11 protein-coding genes are annotated in these 23,242 nt (G+C 30.2%); 7 read left to right on the top strand and 4 right to left on the bottom strand.

Annotated elements, in window-relative coordinates; translation table 11 throughout:
- The first annotated feature begins 38 nt into the window (after positions 1-38).
- The 3 genes from HGP29_RS11875 to HGP29_RS11885 are packed head-to-tail and all read left to right on the top strand — an operon-like array spanning position 39 to position 5,308.
- A complete protein-coding gene (locus tag HGP29_RS11875; RefSeq protein ID WP_168882624.1) occupies positions 39-899 on the top strand; it encodes a DUF4007 family protein in 861 nt (286 codons plus the stop codon).
- Entirely contained in the window at positions 889-4,140 is a 3,252-nt protein-coding gene (locus HGP29_RS11880; RefSeq protein WP_168882625.1) for a hypothetical protein, read from the top strand. Before HGP29_RS11875 ends, HGP29_RS11880 begins: the two co-directional genes overlap by 11 nt.
- A complete protein-coding gene (locus HGP29_RS11885; protein ID WP_168882626.1) occupies positions 4,133-5,308 on the top strand; it encodes a phosphoadenosine phosphosulfate reductase domain-containing protein in 1,176 nt (391 codons plus the stop codon). The genes HGP29_RS11880 and HGP29_RS11885 overlap by 8 nt, the downstream gene beginning before the upstream one ends.
- Positions 5,309-5,340: 32 nt before the next feature.
- Here HGP29_RS11885 and HGP29_RS11890 read toward each other — a convergent pair whose 3' ends face one another.
- The 4 genes from HGP29_RS11890 to dptF are packed head-to-tail and all read right to left on the bottom strand — an operon-like array spanning position 5,341 to position 16,448.
- Positions 5,341-7,896, bottom strand: a complete 2,556-nt coding sequence (locus HGP29_RS11890; RefSeq protein WP_062618077.1) for a GmrSD restriction endonuclease domain-containing protein — start codon at positions 7,894-7,896, stop codon at positions 5,341-5,343.
- A 4-nt stretch (positions 7,897-7,900) separates the two neighbouring features.
- Complete coding sequence (locus HGP29_RS11895; RefSeq protein ID WP_168882627.1) at positions 7,901-13,153, bottom strand: type IV secretion system DNA-binding domain-containing protein; 5,253 nt, start codon at positions 13,151-13,153, stop codon at positions 7,901-7,903.
- A gap of 8 nt (positions 13,154-13,161) precedes the next feature.
- Positions 13,162-14,673 carry a DNA phosphorothioation-dependent restriction protein DptG gene (dptG, locus tag HGP29_RS11900; RefSeq protein WP_168882628.1) on the bottom strand — a complete coding sequence of 504 codons (1,512 nt, stop codon included), beginning with the start codon at positions 14,671-14,673 and terminating at the stop codon, positions 13,162-13,164.
- 2 nt (positions 14,674-14,675) lie between these two features.
- Positions 14,676-16,448, bottom strand: coding sequence for a DNA phosphorothioation-dependent restriction protein DptF (dptF, locus tag HGP29_RS11905; RefSeq protein WP_168882629.1), 1,773 nt, complete (start codon positions 16,446-16,448; stop codon positions 14,676-14,678).
- Between the two features lie 787 nt (positions 16,449-17,235).
- On the opposite strand from dptF, the gene HGP29_RS11910 reads away from it, so the two are divergent.
- The 4 genes from HGP29_RS11910 to HGP29_RS11925 all read left to right on the top strand — a co-directional run bounded on the left by HGP29_RS11910 (position 17,236) and on the right by HGP29_RS11925 (position 23,240).
- The gene (locus HGP29_RS11910) at positions 17,236-19,245 is read left to right on the top strand and encodes a tetratricopeptide repeat protein (protein WP_168882630.1); all 2,010 of its coding nucleotides are present in this window, start codon (positions 17,236-17,238) and stop codon (positions 19,243-19,245) included.
- Between the two features lie 317 nt (positions 19,246-19,562).
- The gene (locus tag HGP29_RS11915) at positions 19,563-21,335 is read left to right on the top strand and encodes an LPP20 family lipoprotein (RefSeq protein WP_168882631.1); all 1,773 of its coding nucleotides are present in this window, start codon (positions 19,563-19,565) and stop codon (positions 21,333-21,335) included.
- A 77-nt stretch (positions 21,336-21,412) separates the two neighbouring features.
- A complete protein-coding gene (locus HGP29_RS11920; RefSeq protein WP_168882632.1) occupies positions 21,413-22,036 on the top strand; it encodes a hypothetical protein in 624 nt (207 codons plus the stop codon).
- Between the two features lie 79 nt (positions 22,037-22,115).
- Positions 22,116-23,240 (top strand): caspase family protein, encoded by a 1,125-nt coding sequence (locus tag HGP29_RS11925; protein ID WP_168882633.1) that lies wholly within the window; start codon positions 22,116-22,118, stop codon positions 23,238-23,240.
- Positions 23,241-23,242: the final 2 nt, after the last annotated feature.

Raw genomic sequence — 23,242 nt, forward strand, 5'->3', positions numbered from 1 at the left:
TGTATTTTTGATGTTTGTCGTTAAGAAAAAAATATAAGATGAGATATAAATTTAGTGGTCATGATACTTTTAGTTGTAGAGCTCTATGGCTTAAGAAAGGAGTTGACTATGCGTTATTGGAAAAAGCCTTTAGTTCAGACGAATCTATTATTGATTTAGGTGTAGGAAAAAATATGGTTACATCTATTAGTTTTTGGTTGAAGGCTTTTGGATTAATGACAGAAGATAATAAAGTAACTACTATTGGTGAGAAGGTGTTTTCTGATGATGGTTTTGATCCTTATATTGAAGATATTGGTACATTATGGTTATTACAATACTTAATCGTTAAGAAAGAATATGCATCTATTTATCATATCTTATTTGTTGATTATAGAAAAGAGAAAAAAGAGTTTACTGTAGACTCTTTGAAAGAATATCTTAATTTAAGACTAGAGAAAGATAACTTCAATCTTAATTTGAAATCTCTAGAAAAGGATATTCGAGTTTGTTTTAAAAACTATTTGGTCGAAAAGACCAAAAAAACAAATATTGAGGAAGAGTATTCTAATGTTTTATTGGATTTAGAGTTAATTTATAAAATACCAAGAACTGAAAATGGAATTTCATTTTATCAGTTAAACATTACTGATGGAAAAAGGATTCCTAAACTATTATTTCTTTACTGCTTATTAGATTTTGTAGGTGAAGAACGTTCTATTAATATGGAAAATATTGAAAGATTAATAGGAGGGGCATTTGCTATTACTAAAGCCGGTATCTTTCAAATAATAAATGAATTATGTGAATTATACCCTGGACACCTTGTTTATACTGAAGATGGTGGTTTAAAACAATTACAAATTAAAGAAGACCTAGATAAAGATTCTATCCTTGAGGAGTATTATAATGGAAAATAATTTAGTACAAAACACTTTTAATGTATCTACTAATATTCTTAGAGATACTGATGTTGATATCAAATATATTGTTACTCCTAACACAAAAAATATCTTTGATAGAATCATTCAGAATTTTAACTCAGGTGTTAAGTCATTTAATATAATCGGTTCATATGGTACAGGTAAATCAACTTTTGCTTGGGCTTTTGAAAAGAACCTTACAAATAAGATAAATTTCTTTGGTGATCAATTAAGTTCTTTGCCTGTTGATAGTTTCGAATTTATCAAATTTGTTGGTGAAGCAGCTTCTTTTAAACAGTCGTTTATTCAATATTTTGAATTACCATTAGAAGCTACTGATAAAGAAGTATTTGATGCTTTACGTAAAGTATATGCTAGAGCTAAGAAAAATAACATAGGTCTAATTATACTGGTTGATGAATTTGGCAAGTATTTAGAATATGCAGCTAGTCATAACGCAAGTGAAGAACTCTACTTTATCCAACAGGTTGCTGAATTTTGTAACACTAGAACAAGAAATACAATGTTTATTACAACATTGCATCAGAACTTTTCTAGCTACGCATCAGGACTTACTTTTGAACAAAAACAAGAGTGGGATAAAGTAAAAGGTAGAATTAAAGAATTAGTTTTTAACGAACCTGTTGAACAACTTTTGTTTTTATCAGCTCACCGTTTAAAAGATCGTTTTGAAGGTGATGAAAGTAAAATAAATGAAATTACTAATCTCTTATCGGACCATAAAGTAACAGATAAGAACGATAAGATCAATAGAGATTTAGTTAGAGATATTTATCCTTTAGACTATTTTTCAGCTGAGGTATTAGTAAAATCTTTACAACGATATGGCCAAAATGAAAGATCATTATTTACATTCCTTGATGTAGATGATTCAAATAGTGTCTATCGTTTTCCAACTTTCAATGTTCCATTTTATAATTTAGCTAATGTCTATGATTATCTTGCTGATCATTATGAAACAGCATTATGGACAAAGTCTAATCCTAATTTAACAAAGTGGAATATTTTAAAATATGCTTTAGAAAAAGTTGAAAGTAGGGTTTCTCAGGAGTTTATAAAAAATGCACTAAGTTTAGTAAAAGCTATTGGCTTAGTAAACATTTTTATGCATCAAGGGGGTAATGCTAACTATGACTTTTTAATGTCGTATGCAAACCTTTCTTTAGGCATAGATAATGCAGATGAAATTCTTCAAGAGTTAGAAAGAAAGCATATTATTAGATATGTAAACTATGCTACTCGATATGTTTTTGTTGATGGTACAGATGTAGACATTGAGCAAGAATTATTAAATGCATCTCAAGAAGTTGATCAAATAGAGGATGTAGTATCTAGGATTAAAGAGTATTTTACATTCTCATACACTTTTGCTAAAGCAGCTCAATATCGAACAGGTACACCGAGAATCTTTGAATATGTTATATCTAAAAAGGTTGAATCGGAAATAGTAGCTGAAGGAGAAATTGATGGGTATATTAATTTAGTCTTTAACAAAGATCTTTCAGTACAAGAACTGAAGAAAGTGACAAAAATAGAGAATTCAAATACTGTTTTTGTCTGGTATAAAGATACTTTTGAGATATTAAATACACTGTATGAGCTAGATAAATTAAAGTACCTTAGAAAGAAACATTCTGATGACTTAGTTGCTGTAAGAGAACTTGATGATCGTTCTATTGTTGAGCTACAAAAATTGAATTCACAAGTAAAAGAAGGGTTATACAGCAATGAAAAAACTATTTGGTTCTATAATGGAAAACAAAGAGATATAAACTCTTTGAGAACTTCAAATAGTTTACTTTCAGAAGTTATCAATACTATCTATTCTCAGACACCAGTACTAAGAAATGATCTGTTTAATAAGCATAAGATTAGTGCTGCAATTGCTACAGCTAAGATTAAGTTAATTGATGCATTTATTGAGAATCAAGGTGTAGAATTATTAGGGTTTCCTGTTGAAAAATTTCCTCCCGAGAAATCAATTTTTATGTCTTTATTATACAACACAGGTTTGTATAATAAAAATAGTCATATAATTGAAATACCTAAGAAAGATTCTCCATTATATGGTCTTTGGAAATTCTCAATCGAATTTTTAGAGGATGCAAAAAATGAAAGATTACCTTTAACGGAATTTATTGATAGGCTGAAATCAAAACCATTTAAACTAAAACAAGGTTTTATTGATTTTTGGTTACCTGTTTTCTTAATTCTTAATAAAGATAAGTATGCCTTTTTCAATGAAGGGGGATATGTACCTGTAATTGATAGAAGGTTATTGGACCTTGTTTATAAAGACCCTAGAAAATATGCTATTAAAGCTTTTGATTTCTCAGGTGATCGATTAGATGTCTTTAATTTATATAGAGGTATTATTAATTCAGAAGAAGTTGATAACAATCCAACATCAGAATTAATGATTAATACTTTTGTTCCATTAATTCAGCTTTATAGAAAATTACCAGAATTAACAAGAAATACACAAGCTCTATCATCACCTACCAAAAGATTCAGAGATGCAATTTCAACTGCAAAAGATCCTGAATCTGCTCTTTTTGTCACAATACCAGAAGCGTTTGATTTTGATGCAAATACATTAATTAAAGAAGGTAAAGGTGATAAGTTTACAGAGAAGGTTTCTAATGCTATTCAAGAGTTAATTAACTTTGAAAAGAGTCAACTAAAGAAATTTGAAGAGAACTTTTTATCTACTTTAGGTTTTAAAAATATTCAATACCCACAATACAGAGAGTTATTTGAAAGTAGGTATACACAAATTGATTTACAGAGAATCAAAAATGATAACCGACTTTTTAATTTCTATAAGTATGGCATACAACCATTAGATTTTGCTCAAGACTACCTTTCAAGATTAATGGGATTATTATTAGGTAAAAATATTAAATCAGCGTCAGATAAAGATTTAGAAAATCTACCAACGACTCTACCTAAATTAATAACCAAATTAGACCAATTAGTAGTTGTACATAAATCTTTGGGTAATGTATCTAATAATGAAGAGATTTATAATGTAATGATTACTAGAGAAGATGGTTCTAGTGAAAATGAAAACATTATTATTTCAAACTCACAAAGTCAAGAATTAGAGGAAAACCGTAATGAGATTAAATCAATTATTGATAAATCTAATTTATCTCTTAAATTACGTAAAGCCCTATTAGCTCAACTTTTAAATGAGACATTAAATAATGAGTAATGTAAGACATTTATTGGGGATATCAGGCGGAAAGGATAGTGCTGCTTTGGCAATATACCTGAATAAGCTTTACCCAAAATTAGACATGCAATATTATACTTGTGATACCGGTAGGGAATTACAAGAAACATATAAATTGATAGATCAATTACAAATTGAATTGAATAAGGATATTCTTCAATTAGATTCTGTTGACCTCTCAAATCAAAACCTTGAAAGTGCTTTTGATTATTTCTTAGCCCAATATGGTGGTTTGCTACCCGCTCAAAATATGAGATGGTGTACAAAAAAAATGAAGCTTGATCCATTTGAAAATTGGATTGGTGATGTACCAACTATCTCTTATGTTGGTATCAGGGGTGATGAAGATCGTGAAGGGTATATTTCTACAAAACCGAATATTCAATCTATTTTTCCTTTTAGAAAAAATATTTGGAGTGAAGATGTTATCAAAAGAGTACTTGATGCTAAAAATGAAGAGCAAATTTTAGAGTACTACCCAAAGTATCTTGAAGGGACTAAATTGGAGAAAGCGGTAAAGACTTTTAAAAAGAAATTGAATTTCGCTTTTTCAAAGAAACAAAAGGTCGAAGCTCTTTTAAATATTGATATCAAAGCATTTAATAAAGTAGTTTTTGATTATCTAAAGACTACAGAGCTTCCTGTTGGACAATTGGATGAATTTCCTTTAGTTGAGAATAATGAAATTCTTGTAAGAAATGACATATTCCAATTAATAGAGGAAAGTGCGGTTGATTTGCCTGGTTATTATAAACCTCTAGATTATGTAGTTGATGGTGAAAAAGGAAAATACTTCAGAAGTAGATCAGGATGTTTCTTTTGTTTCTATCAACAAAAAATTGAGTGGGTATGGTTATTAGAAAATCACCCCAAGCTTTTTGAAAAGGCAAAATCTTACGAAAAAGAAGGGTACTCTTGGATTGAAGGAGAAACACTTGATGATCTAGCAAAACCTGAAAGGGTAGAGGCGATTAAAAGAGAACACCTTAAACGTAAAAAAAGAGCTTATGAAAAGCTCTATAAAAGTACAGATTGGCAAGATGCTGTACTTGGTGAAGATAACAAGCGTAGCACAACATCTAACGCTAGTTGGTTAGATGAGCTTTCTGATGCAGAAGGCGATGGTTGTGCTAGTTGTTTTATATAAAATTTAGCCTCAGATAATGAGGCTAAATTTTTCTATTTTATTTTATCACTTAGGCATTTAGTTGTGTTAAGCGTAGAAGTACTATAATCTTCTGAATTGTTAAAAACGCTCAAAGAATTAATAAATATATCTTTAGATTTTAGAATCTTTATTTTCTCTTTACTAAGTTCTCCAACTTCTATAAAGTTATTTCCATTTTTATTTTTTTTACCAATCAAATATTCTAAGTCTAAATTATCAAAAGTAAATGATTGAGTTATATCCATATTGTCTTTACCTTCAATTGGTATTTTAAGTAATCTATCTTTGCCTTTACCCGTTAAAGAGATTTTTTCATAATCAACCTTAAATTTATTTTTCTTAAAAAAGATATCTAAGTTGTGTTTTACAATTTTACGATTTAAAAATAATTGACTATCCCATAAATATGAGATTTTTTTGAAAAATTCTTGGTTACCTGCTTTTCCATTATGCAGTTTCTTTAAAATTGTTAGGTTACCAGGAAAACCCTTTAATGATTTATTTTTACTTTGAGGGTATATATGCTCTACTTGTGGCTCTAATTCCCCTTCATCACAAATAATATTAAAATCTGGTTTTAGTTTATTGAAGTCATTATCGTTATTAAATCTAAGGAAACCTTCGTGTAATATACTAATTATACGCCCAAGTTCACCTCTAGAATAAAAGTCGATATCACTATCGATGAAAGCTCTTTCAATTTTAGAATCTTGGTCATCTTTTAGTTCAAAACATTCTTTAATTTTACTTTCTAACTCGTAAAAATTATCCTTTGCACTAAGAAGTTCTTCGAATTTTGGAACTAAACCTTTTGTGTTTTCAGTTACAGTATACCTAACTAAATAAAATAATAAACTATTGATTAAAGATAGTCTGCCTTCAAAATTAACATTATCATTACTTAAATTAATAATACGAACTAATACAGGATATAAAGTTTTATTTTTTCTAGCATATCTACTTAATACATGAAGTGATGCTGAATAATTTGAGCTTATAATACCATCGTTTATTGAATTGATATTTTCAAGAAACTCGTTAAATTCTTCAATGAATTTGATAGGGTCGTCATCAAGGTTCTTTATTACCTTTTGATAGGATCTATATAAGTCTGCTTTAGAATATTTCTTAAGATGAAATGATAAGAAAAATTTAATAGCATCATCAGTTTTAAAGTTTAATAACTGATTTTTCTTTATCAAATCAATCTGAAACTGATTAATCTGATCATCTATATCCTTACCTTTTAATAATAAGTCACTATTAATGATGTCAATTACATTTAAACCTTGTCCAGTACTATTAATACTTTTGAATGCAGATAAGGCGGAATCTATAGCTGTATTTCTATCACTTGAAGTAATTTTAACACTTGAAAATTGACAGTTTTCTAATCCTTTTTTAATAGCATCAATAAAATAATCATCATATGAGTAATCATTAATATTTTCTTCTATGAAATTTTCATCATTTTCAAGATTATCAGGATGTTTGATGAAATATTCTTTATAAGTGTTGTGTTTATGTGCTATATTATTAAGAATAATATTTAAATTATTTTTAATAGTATAGAAAGGATCTTTCTTATTTGTTTTGAAGAATTTAAGAGTTTTTTCTTCGTCAAACACGATGAAAAACTGAAGAATACGATATAAGAATTTTGAATCATTAAACTTAGCGATATTTCGGTCTGATGGTGTTTTGTTTGAATTGAAGTACTCTTTTTTACAATTTATCAGTGATTCATTGAATGCCTGTTCAATTTCTGAATTACATAAATTATCAAAGAACTCATCTTCTAAAATATTTTTTTTGTAAATTTTATTTGCCTTACACAAGAAAATACAATTTACAAGTGAGAATATTTTTTTCTCCTCGATAGAAGAATTAGATTTTTTTATTAATTCAATATTATCTAAAAAAGTAGAATTTACATCACTTGATTTGTCAAAATTAGATGAAATATCATTAAAGGTTTTTTCATCTAATTTTGAATGTTTAGATAGATTATTATACTCTTCGTCCTTCGATAATATTTTTAAAATGTTAAAAATATATTCTGGAGTAATTTCTTTATATGATAAAACATCTTTTCGGAGAAGTCTATTTACCTTGAAACTATTGCTATCATTTTTGATGGAACTTAAATAAACATTTTCTGTTTTATCTAGATTTAGATTCTTGTATTTATCAAGGTTTAATAGTCTTATTTTTTCTTTTTTGATGCTAAAATGACTAGAGTTAAATAACTGTTCTAATATATAAAATAAAAGAAAAGTAGAGATACTTCTTTGCTGACCATCTATTATTTCGACTCGTTTATTATTAGTCTCAATAACAACCATTGAGTTAAAAAAATGGCTATTACTGTAATTGTTCCCTTCAACTACATTGAAAATATCATTAATGAAGTCTTGTAAAACCTCATCATTCCATTCGTATTTTCTTTGAAACTTTGGGATTTCTACATTTGTTTCATTATAAATTTTTCTTAAATCATATAAGTTTTTTACCTCATTTTGTATTTGAGGTGTATTTGCTTCACTAATTGAGTTTATTAATTTCATGTTATTAATTGTTATTCCACTCCCAAAATGCCTTATCTCTAATTTTAATTGGTGCACTACCAGCATTATTTACAATACTATAGTGTTTTTCAAGTCCTTTAATTACACCAATTAAGTCATCTCTATCATTACGACTTGGCAGATCGAAAAGTGATGATACTTCTTTGTCTTTTATTTCGTTTACTCTATGTATAATCCAAGTAAGGATATAGTTTGAATACTCATTGTCACCTGTAGAGAAGTGATTTAAGAATTGAGTAGATAAAATTGTTCCTACGCCATATTCTCTACCTTCTTTAAGTATCTTTCTTAGTGATTCGAAGTTTTTACTAAGGAAATTATCAGCCTCATCCACTAAAATCATTTTGTTTAGTTGTCTGAAATTTCCATCAATTTTACTGTGACCTCTGTTTTGCATTTGAGAGTAGAATTGATCTAGAGTAATTGCCACAACTAAGTTTTGAATTTGTGGGCTATAACCACTTAAATTGATTACTGTAACACCATCAATCAAATCAAATAGAGGAGTTGCATTTTTACCATTTGGTTCGAAAATTTCGTAATCATAAAGCTCCTTTAAAGCTGCATTTAAACTGTCTTGTGCAAAATCTTCATGCTCCTCAAAAATACGGTATACATCATGTAGAGTAGGAGAAGGTTGTTCCCAAGTATCTCTTCTATGTTTTATGATTCCCTTATTTTCATACGCTTGCATTAAAAGTTCTTTTAAGAAACTTCTTTGCTTATTGCCTAAATTGTAAGCAGTAGATATTGTATTTTCAAGAGCACTTGCTGTATGTAAAGGTAACATTGGTTTTGTGGTACTTCCTACAGCTAGTGCTAATGGATTATAAGGTAAATGGTACAATTCGTATACCTTAGCATCTGTGGGTTTAGTAAAATCTTCTTTGATATAATCACCCTTATAATCAAAGATTAAGATGCCAATTTTTTTACCATCAACGTTTTGTTCAGCATTTTTACTCAATTGTAAAATCATAGATTTAGTGAATTGAGTTTTACCTGTACCCATTGTTCCAATGATACCAGTGTTAGTATGCATTACTTTATCAGTAGATGTTGGATACCAATAAAGTTCTTCTTTGGTATTACTTTTTGTACCAAATAAAATTTTCATTGGTTCTGTAATTATAGGTTCTTCAACTAATGTAGGTGAAGGTGTAGATTCATTATCATTTGTTTCTTTTTCTACATAATCACTAGTTGAAGTAGTTTCTATATCGTGTTCCTCAAAGCCAGAAAGGTTTTTATCAATAGAATATGCTTTTCTAAGAAGTGTACAATGAATAGAACAATCTCCTTCATCATCATGGTACCTTTCAATTAGATCATCCATTGTTGTTTTTAGATCATTTAGACCATCAGATTCCAATAATTCAATAATTAAGGCATCATCATCTAATTTGATTGACCTAGCTTGGAACGAATCATTAGCTTTAAATGATAAAACGGAATATTTACCGACTATCTCATTAATATTCTGACTGATTATAAATTCATCATTATAAAGCTTACCTTTTAGCTCGTGTAGGTTTTTCCACTTTTCATTATAATCTTCCCATACCTGATAAAGTCTTAATTTATCAGCAATAGTGATGATTTGTTTAGCAAAGAAGTTTCGATAGACTTTATTTTTGAAGTTGTCACCACCTAAAACTTCTTCAAAAAACTCAGCAGTCTTTGCTCCTTGTTTTAATGCTTTATTCTCTTGATTAGTCTTTCCAATTTTCACTTCAACGGGATGGAAGTATAGTTCAATACCATTTGAAGTTTCTTCTACACCAACCATTAATAAATCATCGCTATACATTCCTGACTTCCCATGACTTTTTACAGACATCAAACTGTTTTGAGGCAGGGCAACACTACCAGATACTCTTAAGATTTCTTCTAATGACATTGGTACCCAAGTGATACTTGGGTGTTCTAAAATAGCCATCATTTCTTTTACAGCACTTAGGACACTAATTTTTTCTTTGTCCATTTGATACCTTTGGTTGTGTGCTGCAATTTTTAGGAGCCAATCTCCATTAATAGCATTGAACATATTGATGATAGGAATAGTATCATCTTCATTAACCTCTAATTGATTTTTCTTTAGATAGTTAAGAATAACATCTCTATATTGTTCCCATTTCTTAGTTACTGTAATAGCATCATAGCCACTATTAGAGGTGTAAAGATCACTGTAATGTATTATTACTACACTATTGTCCTCTTTAAAGAATGATAGATCTACCTTTGGGTCAATAAACGTTGTCCATTGAGAGCTTTCATAGATTTTTTCTAACTCACCCTTAACCTCTTTATCTATTGTTAGTGCAATTGTTTTATTAAACTCTAACTTATTTGGGCTATTTAGAACATTAGCCACTTGATTATAAGATGTACTCAGTTTTGAAATTGAGTTCTCTTTTGGTCCTTTTTTAGTTCCGTAACTTGACCAGTATGCGCCTCCATCGTAAGCTGTTGCAGTTTCAGATAATACCCCTCCTAAACTTAAACCACTATCCATTTTATCCATCTCATTGTGTGCGTAACTAACATCACTAAGATTGCCTTCATCATGAATAAATTGATAGAATGAGATATGAGCATACTCGTAAGTATCACTTTTCTTCTTAGTAAAGAAATTTACTTTATTATGATATAGTTTTAAAAGTTCGTAAGCATCAATCTTTTTCTGTGATGAGAATAAATCGATACCAAATACACTCTTTATCTGTTCAGGGTTATCATATTTAGATAATTGCTCAAATTTCGTAATATAATCGTCAGAACCATAAATAGTGAAATCGATAGGTGAAATATCTTCAGGTGTTTTATTTCTTTTTGAAATTAAGAAATTGAAGTATCTAAATATACCTAGTAAAATCTCAGAACAATCTCCTTGATTTATTAGATTTACTTTAATAGGAGCATTAGCATCCAAGAAAAGGAAAGAAAAATGGTCAGTAAATTCAATGATCTTCTCTTGAAGTAATTTTGGGACAAAACGATTAGTGGCTGTTTGTCCTTCAGTTTCTTCCTTTACATAGTGATTCCAAAGAATAGAATCTTCATTCTCTATCACATGATAAAATGTATTCTTTTTACCTCTTAAATAGGGTAAAAGGTTATCACTATTAAGTTTTGAGATGATTTCTTTAGGTAGATCACTATCTACGTTTTCTTTTAAAAGAAGTTGATAAGCAACATTAAGTGGGTGAAGCGAAGTGAATTTTATAAATTTCTCTCTGTCTTCACTTATAATTGTTCCAATTTTTAATAAGTTTTCTTCTTCTAGGTTTAATTCATCACCTTCTTTTATACCATCTAAAGAGGATTGAATAACTTTTAAATAGGTTTGATAAAGTTCTTTTAATTCTTCATCAATTACAGTAAGAGAAGGTAATAGATATTTATCTTTTTTAGACTTTTTATTGAAATATTCTATTAGAGCTTTATATGCAAGCTTTACTTCTTCATCTACTTTAAGGTCAGTAGCAGTAAGTGTTTTACCATCAAGAGCTTCATTATAAGAAAGGTAACCTGGGTTATTTTCTTTATGTTGAATAAAAATTTTGAACTCTTGAGTTAGTTGTTTTTTTAATCGTTCAGATGGGTAGTATTTATGTAAATTGTGTTCTAAACTTTGCACTAATTTTTCTTTAGAAGAATCAATACGTTCAGAATATAGAAAAGGATCTTTTGATTGTAACTTAGTATTAATCACATTTGAAGCACTAATTACTTTTGGTTTTAAATCAGCTAAAACCAGAAGATAGCTCAGTTGAGCATTTCCATATTCTACATCAAACTTTAATTTACCGGTATCAGAATGAGTTTCATCTCCATGTCTTAAATATAAAGTTTCATTTTCTTCAACTAAATATTTTTGATTTGATACTATTACATCTTTTCTTTCTCTTTGATGATTAGGATTGATAATGATATCACTATCAGAAGATATTTCTAATGCATTCTTATTAATTTTAAGAGTACTTATTTGATCCTCTATTACCTCTTGATCAAAAGGAAGGACAGCAAACTTGAAAATGTGTTTAATTGTCTTACCATTTTCAACTTCATTATATTCTATCCTATTGCCGACTTGAGCAATACTTGCATCATTCAATGAGATACTAATAACTAGGCTTTTTTCAGTTGGGTTTACTTCTGCCTTTAGTACATTATCTTTATCTTGTTTAATAAACTTTTGGTTAGGTTTTTTATCAAACAATAATTCATACTGAATATTTTGATGATGATCAGGATTAAAGATGAAGATATTTCTTGTACGTTGTTTTGCTTTTGAAGTACCATCTTCAATATCTCTACATTTTAAATTGTCTGTAGTTATATTTTTATCATTTGGTCTGAATTGTATACCTTCAATATTTTTACGACTTTCTTCAGATTTTACCACATCTTCGAAAGTAACATCTTGCCAGGTATCTTTATTTTTTAACTTTTTCTGCCCTAATTCATCAAATTTCTTCTCAACAACAGAATCAATATTTCCGTATTGATGACCATTTCTAATTTCTGTAAAAACTTTCTGATTTTCCTTTATTCTTTTATCAATTTCTTTCTCATTGACTTTACCTCTAATAATTGAGTTGTCTTTAAAAAGACCAAGAAGGGGATAGTCTTCATTAGAAATTTGACCTTTTTCTAATATTTCAAGATATATACTATAGTCGAATATTGATCTACTAATATCACCAATCTCTTTATCTTGGTTCTTTAGTAATTCAGATAGAATTTTCTTTTCGAACTTTGTTATTGTAGAATTTTGTTCATCATCATCCGAAACAGATTTTTCAATTCTTTCTTTTACATAATCTAAACTTAATGGATAACCACTTGATGAAATATTAGCAGCTCCACCAATGATACTATCTAATTGAGTGTTATGTATAAATAGAATTGAAAGACCACTAAATTCACCTTCTTGAGATTTAATATAGTTTCTAAGAGCTGTTAGGTAGTCTTCATTTACTCCATTAATATTTGCTGCAATTAATAATGAAGTAGATTCAAATTTTAATATAAAACTTTTAAACTCACCAAAATTAAATTCACTAAAAATATTATGTGAATTACCTTTTTCTTTTAATGCGTTATAAAGACCATTTACATCTTTAGTTAGCTCAAATTGGGCTTGATAAGATTGGCCTGTAGTTAGAGTGAATCGTTTAAAATACTCAACAATTCCTTCTGCTAAATAATTATATATATTAGACGTAGTCATTAGAATTTCTATTTATTAAGTTTTTGAATATATTGAGCATCTCCACTATCACTTTTTTTCTCGATCAAGTTGATTTCTTCATATAACTTGATGATTTCAGCTTTTGATTCTTGATCAAAACGTAAACCTCTTAATTCAAACTCATCCCAAAGTTCTTTTAAAAGAATTTTATTATTTGAACCTACAGCTAAATCAGTGAGAAGAAGTAAAAGACTTTTATCAATACTTAAAGAGAAACCTAATTGACCTCTTCTTTTAGAATAGTTAACTTTGCAAAATTCAGTAAACCATCCTTTATATGCTTTAAATGCTGAATTTCTAGGACTATTTTGGAATTGGAAAAGAATATATTTATAAAGTGTAATTATTCTATTGTAGATGTCATTTTCAGTATCAGGAGTTAGGTCTACTTCTTCCCATTTCCTAGATAACTTCTCTTCATCAACATAGTTATTTTTGTATTTGTCGATAATCTCGTCAATAGATGTGCTCAGTTTGCTCCTTTCAAAATCATCTAAACTATCTATTTCACTTTTTATATCGCTATAAATTTTATTGTTATCACTTGACCATTCAATTGTATTTAAAAACTCTAAAGTATTTGCATGAGCAAAAAGAGTTTCAACATTTTTATCTAAGAGTTTCCAACCATTTATAATACCTAACCTACTTTTTGATATTTTCTCCCATTTTAGTGTAAAGAATAATTTAGGTACAGTGTCTTCATCTTCATCGTAGAAGAATTGATTCAATTGTATAGCGAGTTGAGATACAAATTGAAAGAAGTAAAACTTTAATAAATTGTGAATATTATCAATGAAGTAATTTTCATCTTCAGATAGAATAGATATATCTTGGGCAAATAATTTACGTAAATTTTGAGTTAATTTACCTTCATAATAACCTTCTAATTTACTATCTGTTTTCTTAGATTTTTCCTTCTCACTTTCCTCCTTTATTGTTTCTAATACTAAACGGTAAAGTAAATTTTCATTTGCAGGAGTATCTGTTTTTGCAATTATTTTCTTTAACTCTTCATCATTTCCCAATAGCACACCTACAGTATAATTGGAAATATCTTTAAGCTTAGCATTTTCCTTTAGAAAATTTAAATAACGTAATACTTTATAATCGAATTTGAAAATATCGCCATTTTCTTCAAATAATAATTTTTCAATATTATCAAGAAGAATGTCTAAAGATTCAATGCCTTGAAAATCATCTCTTTCTTTTATAGATGATAGAATACTTTCTTTATCTAATTTAACTTTAGTTTTTTGTGGTAAATTTTCAGCAGTTCTAATAAGATTACCTACAGTACCATTAAATGTATATAGGTCTATTGTACTATCATTTAATCCTGCTGCATCTGTTGCAAACGGAAAAGCCTTAATTAATCTACCCTTACAATGTTGGAATTTACCAGTTAAATCATATATCCCGTTTTCATCTTTATCTATTTGTCCTTTGCTAAATGACTGTTTTAATTTCTCGTAATTAATTGAATATTTTGAACTCATTTTTAGTCTTCTTTTGAAAATTCGTAACCTAATCCTTCTGTATAACCAAGCTTAAATCGCTCTTTTGATTTGCCAGAGATTTGTTGGAAAGTAAGATCTTTCATTCTACCAGCATCCCGTGATATATGTCTGATAAACAATTCAAAGCTTAAATGCCTTTGTTTGTCTTCTCGGTTAGGTCTATATCCTTGACCAATTTTATATAATAATTCAAATAAATTGTAGTCAATAACAGTTTCAAATATTTCAGCTCGATTTGCTTTAAAAGCTAGCTTTAAAGAAAGAGAAAATCGATGTAATTCATCATCTTTTTCTAGACATCCATTTTTTATTAGATGTGGAATAATTTTTAATTCTTGACTTATTTTATATTCGTTCTGCTTTTTCCCAATTTCAATATTAATGTGAGTATTATTATTAGAGGTTCCATTCCAATTGTATATGCCAATTAGAATGTTCTTAATAATTTTTCTAGCTTTTGGATTTTGAGGATTAATATAGCTGTAGTATAGCATTATAATATAATCCTTAACTACTTGTTTAGGTTCCCACTTTCTAAAGTAATTTAATCTTGTAAATAGTCTGATTATTGCCCTAGTTTCCTTATAACCTAATTTCTCAGAGTTCTTATGAATTAATTCCTTAATAAATTCAGGTAGGATTAATTCATTATCTTTAAAAACTGATTCAATTTGTTCTTTATTACTTAGCTTAAAGATATGTTGATCTAATTCTGAATCTCTATTTCTACAAGGATCAAAATATTTAATTGATTTAAAAATAAATGCATCTTCATTATTAAAGATTAAAAAAGGAGTAAGACTAGTAATATAAGCCCTGATGTCATATCTTTTAATTGATCTAGCAATTTGATTTTTATTTTTAGATGCTAGGTTTGTTGGTACAATTAGCTGAAAAATAAAATTCAATAACTGCCTTACAGGAACAATTAGTTTATCACTAATAATAGCATTTAAAATAACTTTTGTAATGATATCTTGTACTTTTTTGTCAGAGATAAAATTGTAGTTATAATATATAGGATCTTTATATTTATTTTCATTGTTATCATAATCATTCTTAAAAGCCTGATAAAAAGGATTATCGTTACTTTTTGAAGTAATTTTTTGTAATAACTCTGAAATTACCTTCGACTTAATTTCATCAGGATTTTCTCTTATTGAGAATAATTGATAATCAGCAAGATTGATATATTGAAAAGGCGAACTTTCGGGAATATTGACTTCTTGAAAAGAACTATTTAAAAGGTTATATTCTTCTACAAACTTTTGAAGTTTGTTATATTTATCATCTTTCTGATAATCCTCTAGGAAATTAGTTAATGTACCTAAGTTAATCGCCAATATTGCTTTACGATTAATACTCTCCTTTTCTTCTAATGCTTGATCAGTAAAATCTTTAAGAAATTCATCTAGTTCTTGTTTCCAAGACTTATCAACACTCTGACTTTCTGTAGCATCATTTTTAATTTTGAATTCTTTTAACTGTTCAGGGTAAAGCTCATGAAGACGAGCTAATAAATGTGACTTACCATCTCCAACATTACCAGAAATTAAAATAAGTTGAGAAAAAGGAGTTTCAAAACTTTGTAAAACTAGTTCTGTTAAAACCTCTTCAACAAACCTTTTAACGTGTAGGTACTTCTTTATCGGGTCATATTCTAACGAGTTTTTATTTCCATCAACTACTGCTTCTTTTGAAGAGATAGAAAGGGTATCAAGAATACTCTTGAAAGTGTTATTTTGTATAGACATGTATGATACTCATTTTCTTTAGGCTAAGAATAGAGTAAATATAAATGCTCGTCTGGATTTAAATAATAACATAGATTAAAATCAAAAAAAAAAGAGTAATATATTAAAGTTATTAACATTTGATGTTTGATAAGAATAACAACTTTATAATAAAACAAAAGCGGGAGAAAAAATCTCCCGCCTTATGCATGTTTAACCTGTATCAATTTTTGTTTTCTTGATGGAAATATAATTTTCCAAATATCTTAAGTCTGCTTTATATGTAATCTTTAAGTGAAGAAGTATGGCTAAAAACGAGGGGATACCCCCTCGATTTTAATTCACTGAATAAGCCATAAAAAAATAAAGTAGTTAGTATATCAATACTTATTTTAACAATCTAGAAATAGATAGTATTTGAATGAAAAGTCTTACTGTTTTTCGGTTATAGCATACGATAAACTCCCGTCTATAGTAGCTGTAGAAATTTCTAAACTATCTATTGAAATAATTGAATTGGTAGAAAGGCTTTGAGCTTTCGCCCCGAAATGACATATAGTTAGAACTAAAAAAATACTTAGCTTGATTCGCATTTTATTGAATAGATGAAAAGTAATATTTAAGTAGCAAATAATATTGACCGGCTGTTTCGATCTGATACAAATGTGGGAGGAATCGCTTGTAAATGCTAAAAAACAGGGGGGACAAAGGGGGGACACCCATAAATAAATGTGAATTTTTTAAAAAATCATCGAAAATGAATACTTTTGAAAGCAAGTAATGCTGTGATTTTATACACTATTTCGAAATGATGACTATCAAAAAAACTCTACTATTTTTTTATTTACTTTTTACTTCCTGTATCCTATGCTGTCCTCTTTATGCACAGTCAGCACAAGAGCCTATTTTTGAACAGTTATTGACATTGGATTCCTTACTGTCCATCAATAAATATGAGGCCGTAAAAAAGGGATTGAAGGACTTTTCTCCAGAACAAATTTCTGAAAAAGATACTCCATCAAAAGTACTTTATTATCGTATGTTGGGGGAGTTGAAAGAGAACGAATCCAAACAAGAAGAATCCATTGTTGCTTACGAGCATTTGCTAGAGATTTCTTCAGAATCATTAGATGCTAAAATTGCACTTATCCAAGCCAAAGGGATTAACGATTTAGGTATTGCCTATGCACAAATTGGTGAACTTGAAAAAGCCAAAAGGGCACACTTTCAAAGTTTGGCACTCTATAATAAATACAACGATCCACAAGGAGGTTCATTTAATTATGGAAACCTCTCTATCATTTATAAAGAATTAAAACAGCTCGATTCTGCTTTGTACTGTCTTGGTGAAGCCACTAAAATGGCTAAGTTGGCACAAGATACATTGGGAATGGGTTACCATTCTTTGAGTCATGGAATTTTATTGATTGATAACAATGAACCGGTAGATGGGTTGGCGGAGTTAAACTATGCTTATCATATTTTCCATTTGATGAAAAATGAGAAAATGAAACAGTATACCAATAGAATTCGAGCGGGTGCTTATAAATCCATCAATGACTATTCTACAGCACAATCATTATTGTTTACTTCTAGAACCTATTATCAAAGTGTTGGAGATACCAAGCGATTAGGTCAAACGGATTTGTCTCTTGCGGAGGTGTATTTTCATTTGCAGGAGTTAGATAGTGGATATCAATTTGTACAAGAAGGCATCGAAGCCTTTGATAGTGTCAGGTATGTGAAAGGATTGGTAAAGGGGTACCATCTTTTTGGGGAATATTATGCTAGAAAGAATAGCTATGACCAAGCCATCAAGAATTACAAAAAATCTTTGACCCTGTCAGAGAATAAATACAAAGGGATGATGGCCAATTCTTTGTTGGCAATGGGTAGTATTTACTTGCAACAAGGGAAAATCAATGAGGCACAAAAATATGCTAAAGAAGCCTTTAAGGTTTCCAATGGTAGTCTGTCGGAAGGTTCTGAAAGAAACTACTACGATGTGATGTATGAGACCAGTAAAAAACAAGGGAACATAAGAGAAGCATTGCATTACTTGGAAATATTGGATCAGAAGAAATCTGAAACTTTTAATCAGGAAAGAGCCAATGAGATTGCTAGAATAGAATACAAGTCAAAACTTATTTTGGAAAAGGAACGCTTGGAGATGGAAAAGAGACAGGCTTTCGAAAACCTTCAGAATGAGTTGGCCAGAGAGCAAATTATCTTACAAGCAATTATTGTGGGTGTAGTATTAATTCTTATTATTCTATTTGTGTTGTACCGTTCTTATCAACTAAAAAAACAAGCCAATCTGAATTTAGTGAGGAAGAATGTGGAGATCAATGAGCTTAGAATCTCTGAAAAAGAATTGGCCGAAGAGACATTAGCGTTGAAAGAAAGAGAATTGGCGACTACTACAATGCTCTCCCATGAAAGAAATACATTATTGGAACAACTGAATGAACAGATTACTGCTTTATCTGGCAAAGTAGATGAGACAATAGTTCCAGAAATAAAAGAAATTAAGAAGACAATAAAACTCAATCTTAGTGAGGATAGCTGGCAAAGTTTTACCTATCAGTTTGAGAAAGTTCACCCAAGGTTTTTCGATAAGCTGAAGACAAGATATCCGTCGCTTACACAAAGAGATTTAAAGATCTGCGCTTACCTAAGAGTGGGTATGGAGAGGAAAGAAATTGCTACAGTTTCCAATATGAGCCCTGAAGCAGTAAAGAAAAGTCTTTACCGTATTAAGAAAAAAATGGAGTTGACGGCAGAAGAAAATTTACGAGAGTTTGTGATTGCGATTTAGCGATATAACAAAGTACAGATGTATCTATAAGCCAATGTAATACGCTCAAAAAAACACATATTTTATAGAGATATTGATGCAATAATATTTTAATTAAAATTATATTAAATATCTATTTAAATGTTATTAAAAGTTAGATACAACAAATAATATTTCGATTAATGTTAATTTATTTTTGTTTTCTAATCCTTTTATCAATAGTTTTGCACAGTGTTATTTATCCACTGGTTTAGTTACTATTGTTTTTAACAGGCAAAATTATTTTGAATTCTTTATCAAGTTTTTTTACTCTTTTTTGTGTTTCTTTACTTCTATTTGTGCCTACTATTACTCAAGCTCAAACTCCGCAGATAGAAAAAATAAAAGCCGCCCAACATGTATATATGTGGGGTGAAGGAATGGGGATCACAACCGACGAAGCCGATCAACAGGCTTTGAGAACTTTGATTTCACAGATTTCATTATCTGTAGAAAGTCAGTTTAGTACGCAGTCTTGTTATGGTACAGGAAGTGAACTAAAGGAGAATGTTTCTTCTGTAGTCAACACTTACTCTAGTGCCACTCTGAACAATGCAGAACGTATCGTATTTGGGGAAGAGCCAGATGCTAAAGTCTTTAGATATATCAAAAGAGAAGATGTGGCAAAAGTCTTCACGAATCGCTACAATAAAATCAAAGAGTTTGCTCATTTTGGTGATAAGTATCTAGAAGAATTAAAAATTGCAGATGCAGTAAGGTATTACTACTGGGGTATGATTCTTACTCGATCACATCCAGATGCTAATGAGCTCACATACAAATCCGAAATAGATTATCAGGAAAGAAATCTGATGACATATTTTCCAAAACAATTGGATGATATCTTTGAAGATATCGACTTTAAAACAAAAGAGATCGAACTTGAAGAAGATCATAAAATTGTTCATCTAGGAGTGTATTACAAAGATCAAGAAGTACAAAACCTTGATTATACCTATTGGGATGGAAGAGATTGGTCAAGTATCGTTTCGGCAAAAGATGGAAGAGGAATCTTAGAATTTATGGGCCCTATGGCTGAATCAAAAGAAAATTCTAAGATCAAGATTGAATATATGTGCAAGAAAGAAGCAAAGATGGATAGAGAAGTGGAAGATGTTCTTTCAAAAGTGAAAGGTATTCCATTTAAATCTGCCTATCAGCCCATAGAATTCAATAAGAAGCAGAAAGTAGAAGTAGTCAAAAAGCCAGGGTCACCAACTACTAATACGACAAAAGACCTTAAATTTTCTGATGTCGTGGCATCAGAAGACTATCAGAATATAGTAGAAAAAGCAATTAAGTTATCTCAGAATCATGACTTTACCTCTTTATCTGAAATCTGTACTCCACAAGGGAAAGACTTTTTAGAAAGACTTTTTTCGTATGGTAGTGTCTCTATTTTACCCTCTGACGATGTGACTACTTTTAAAGTAGGTGATGTTACTGAAGTGAGAGCCGTCCCGATGTCGTTTTCATTTAGAAACAATAGAAAGTTTATTGAGGATGTAGTTTTTGGCTTTGATGTGAATGGGAAAATTGATCATGTCAACTTTGCGTTAAGTAAAATTGCTTATGAAGACATCTTAAGCAAAAAGAACTGGCCCAAAGAAGAAAAACAATTGATCATCCATTTTATGGAGCAATACAAAACTGCATATGCACTAAAAAGATTAGATTATATCTCTTCGATATTCTCTGATGATGCACTAATCATTGTCGGTAACATTGTGAAAAAGTCGAATGGTCCTGAAAGTAGATTCGGTGATCATACGGTGGTGAAGTACAATAAACAGACGAAAGCGGAATATATCGGGAAACTAAAATACCAATTCCAAAGAAAGGAATTTATCAATTTAAAATTCGAGGACAGTACAATCAAAAAGGCAGGATATGATAAGCCAATTTATGGTATTCAGATCAAGCAGCATTATTTCTCTAACAACTATGGCGATAAAGGGTATTTGTTCCTAATGGTAGATTTAACTTCTATCAAAGAGCCAATGATCCATGTCAGAACATGGCAGCCTGAGAAAAATGCTAATGGGGAAGTGTTTGGTCTTGCCGACTTTTAAGCAACAATCATTCAAAATTTTTAGTATAGATAAACCCTAAATGGGATTTCATTTTCAATAATAGTAGAATAAACTTTATGAAAACTTTTAGATTATTTACCTCACTTTCAGTAATGTTACTGATGGTCTTTGCCGCCCAAACTTCTATAGCTCAGTCTAAAGCTCAAAAGAAAGAGATCAAAGCGAAGCTGAAATATTTCAAAAAAGAAAAAGCAGAAGTAATTGGTTCTTCTCGTTCTTTGGAAGTGCTATTAGAAAAGCACTATGCAAAATTAGATGCTGAAGGATACGAAGAGACTATTGGAGTTTCTGAAAACTGTCCAACAACCAACCTTTGCATACAGCATGCAACAAACAATGCTCAAGTACAATATGCCACGTTAGCGAATAGCTTTCTAAAAGGTAAAATGGTATCAGAATCAGGTTTGGATGCTGCTCGCCAAGAAGGTGCGATGGATAAATTTTATGCCGCTTATGAGAAGCAAATTTCTTCTAATTTATCAGGGATTCTAAAGCAAAGCTTTGCTGTAAAAACAAAAGATCGTTTTGAAATTTACTTCTTAATCGACGAAGATGGTGCTGCTAGAGCGAGAAGACAAGCCTTAGAAAGAGCAGTGGAAGAGTCGAGAGCCAACCAAGAGTGGGCAAACAGTGCTAGCAACTTTATTAATCAATCTCCAGATTCTTCATTAACAGAATAATATGATTTGACATACTTCATTATTGATAGAAAATAGTGAAGTATTTCTTTCGTTTTACACCACAACAATCTTTACTCCAATGAAAAAGCATTTACTATCTTTCTTTCTATTCATTCTATCTACTTCTTACCTGACAGCTCAGAGTTCTTTTCAAACTTGGTTAAACCAAAAGGACCGTGACTATATGGCTTGGAAGGCTGCGGCTGAAAAAGCAGAACATGATTGGCGTTCAAATAGCGAAAGTGAATACGAAAGATGGCAGAGAGCCAATGGTATTACACCTTCACAACAACAAACGACGCAATCACCAACACAAAATCCTCAGAATGAGGAGGTAGTACAGCAACAGGTTGAAGAAATTCAACCCGAAGTAGTGGAAGAGACTATTGAAGCAGTAAATGGTGCTGCCCGAAAAAATCATAAAAATTGGGCAGTGATCGTGGGTGTTGCTAATTATAGAGACGAGGAGTTACGACTAAATTACACCAACGATGATGCTTACAAGATGTATGCATTCTTTAAAAGTAAAGAAGGTGGGAACATCCCGGAAGATCAAGTAATTCTTTTAATTGATGAGGACGCTACTAAAAATGGAATAGAATCGTCTTTGAAAGAACTGTATTCTCAGGCAGGAGAAGAAGATGCGATTTATTTTTACTTTTCAGGCCATGGGAGTACCCAACATTTGGTAGCCCAGGATTGTGATGCGACAGTAAAACCATATTACGAAACAGTTGGCAATGAAGATATCCCGGTAGTACCTGGTTTAGTTACACATGCTCTTGTGAAAAAAGTGATGCAAGAAAGTAAAGCAAAATATAAGTTTTGTATTGTTGATGCTTGTCACTCTGGAAGTTTAGCTGCAGATAAAGCCAATCATTCAGAAACTATAATTGCAAATATGGACGCTCCAGTTCAGCATTATCAGAATCTATCAGATATTGATAAAGGCGAGGTGTTCATATTATCCTCTAAAGGAGAAGAAACATCGGTTGAAGCTTCTTCAAAAAGACAAGGAGTATTTAGTTACTTCCTGATCAATGCACTATATGGTCAAGCGGATAAAAATAAAGACTTGTATGTTACGGTTTCAGAAGCATTTGCCTTCACAAGAGAAAATGTTAGAGACTATACAGACAAACAACAAACCCCAATTATTTGTGGTGATTTCAAAAACAATCTCATCATGTCAATTGTGAATTAATT

The sequence above is a fragment of the Flammeovirga agarivorans genome (assembly GCF_012641475.1).
GTDB classification, from domain to species: domain Bacteria; phylum Bacteroidota; class Bacteroidia; order Cytophagales; family Flammeovirgaceae; genus Flammeovirga; species Flammeovirga agarivorans.

Excerpts from the sequence above, each read along its gene's own strand:
- HGP29_RS11925 (WP_168882633.1), top strand. The coding sequence starts at position 22,116 with ATGAAAAAGCATTTACTATCTTTCTTTCTATTCATTCTATCTACTTCT.
- HGP29_RS11885 (WP_168882626.1), top strand. The coding sequence starts at position 4,133 with ATGAGTAATGTAAGACATTTATTGGGGATATCAGGCGGAAAGGATAGT.
- HGP29_RS11880 (WP_168882625.1), top strand. The coding sequence starts at position 889 with ATGGAAAATAATTTAGTACAAAACACTTTTAATGTATCTACTAATATT.
- dptF (WP_168882629.1), bottom strand. The coding sequence starts at position 16,448 with ATGTCTATACAAAATAACACTTTCAAGAGTATTCTTGATACCCTTTCT.
- HGP29_RS11895 (WP_168882627.1), bottom strand. The coding sequence starts at position 13,153 with ATGACTACGTCTAATATATATAATTATTTAGCAGAAGGAATTGTTGAG.
- HGP29_RS11910 (WP_168882630.1), top strand. The coding sequence starts at position 17,236 with ATGATGACTATCAAAAAAACTCTACTATTTTTTTATTTACTTTTTACT.
- dptG (WP_168882628.1), bottom strand. The coding sequence starts at position 14,673 with ATGAGTTCAAAATATTCAATTAATTACGAGAAATTAAAACAGTCATTT.
- HGP29_RS11875 (WP_168882624.1), top strand. The coding sequence starts at position 39 with ATGAGATATAAATTTAGTGGTCATGATACTTTTAGTTGTAGAGCTCTA.
- HGP29_RS11890 (WP_062618077.1), bottom strand. The coding sequence starts at position 7,896 with ATGAAATTAATAAACTCAATTAGTGAAGCAAATACACCTCAAATACAA.
- HGP29_RS11920 (WP_168882632.1), top strand. The coding sequence starts at position 21,413 with ATGAAAACTTTTAGATTATTTACCTCACTTTCAGTAATGTTACTGATG.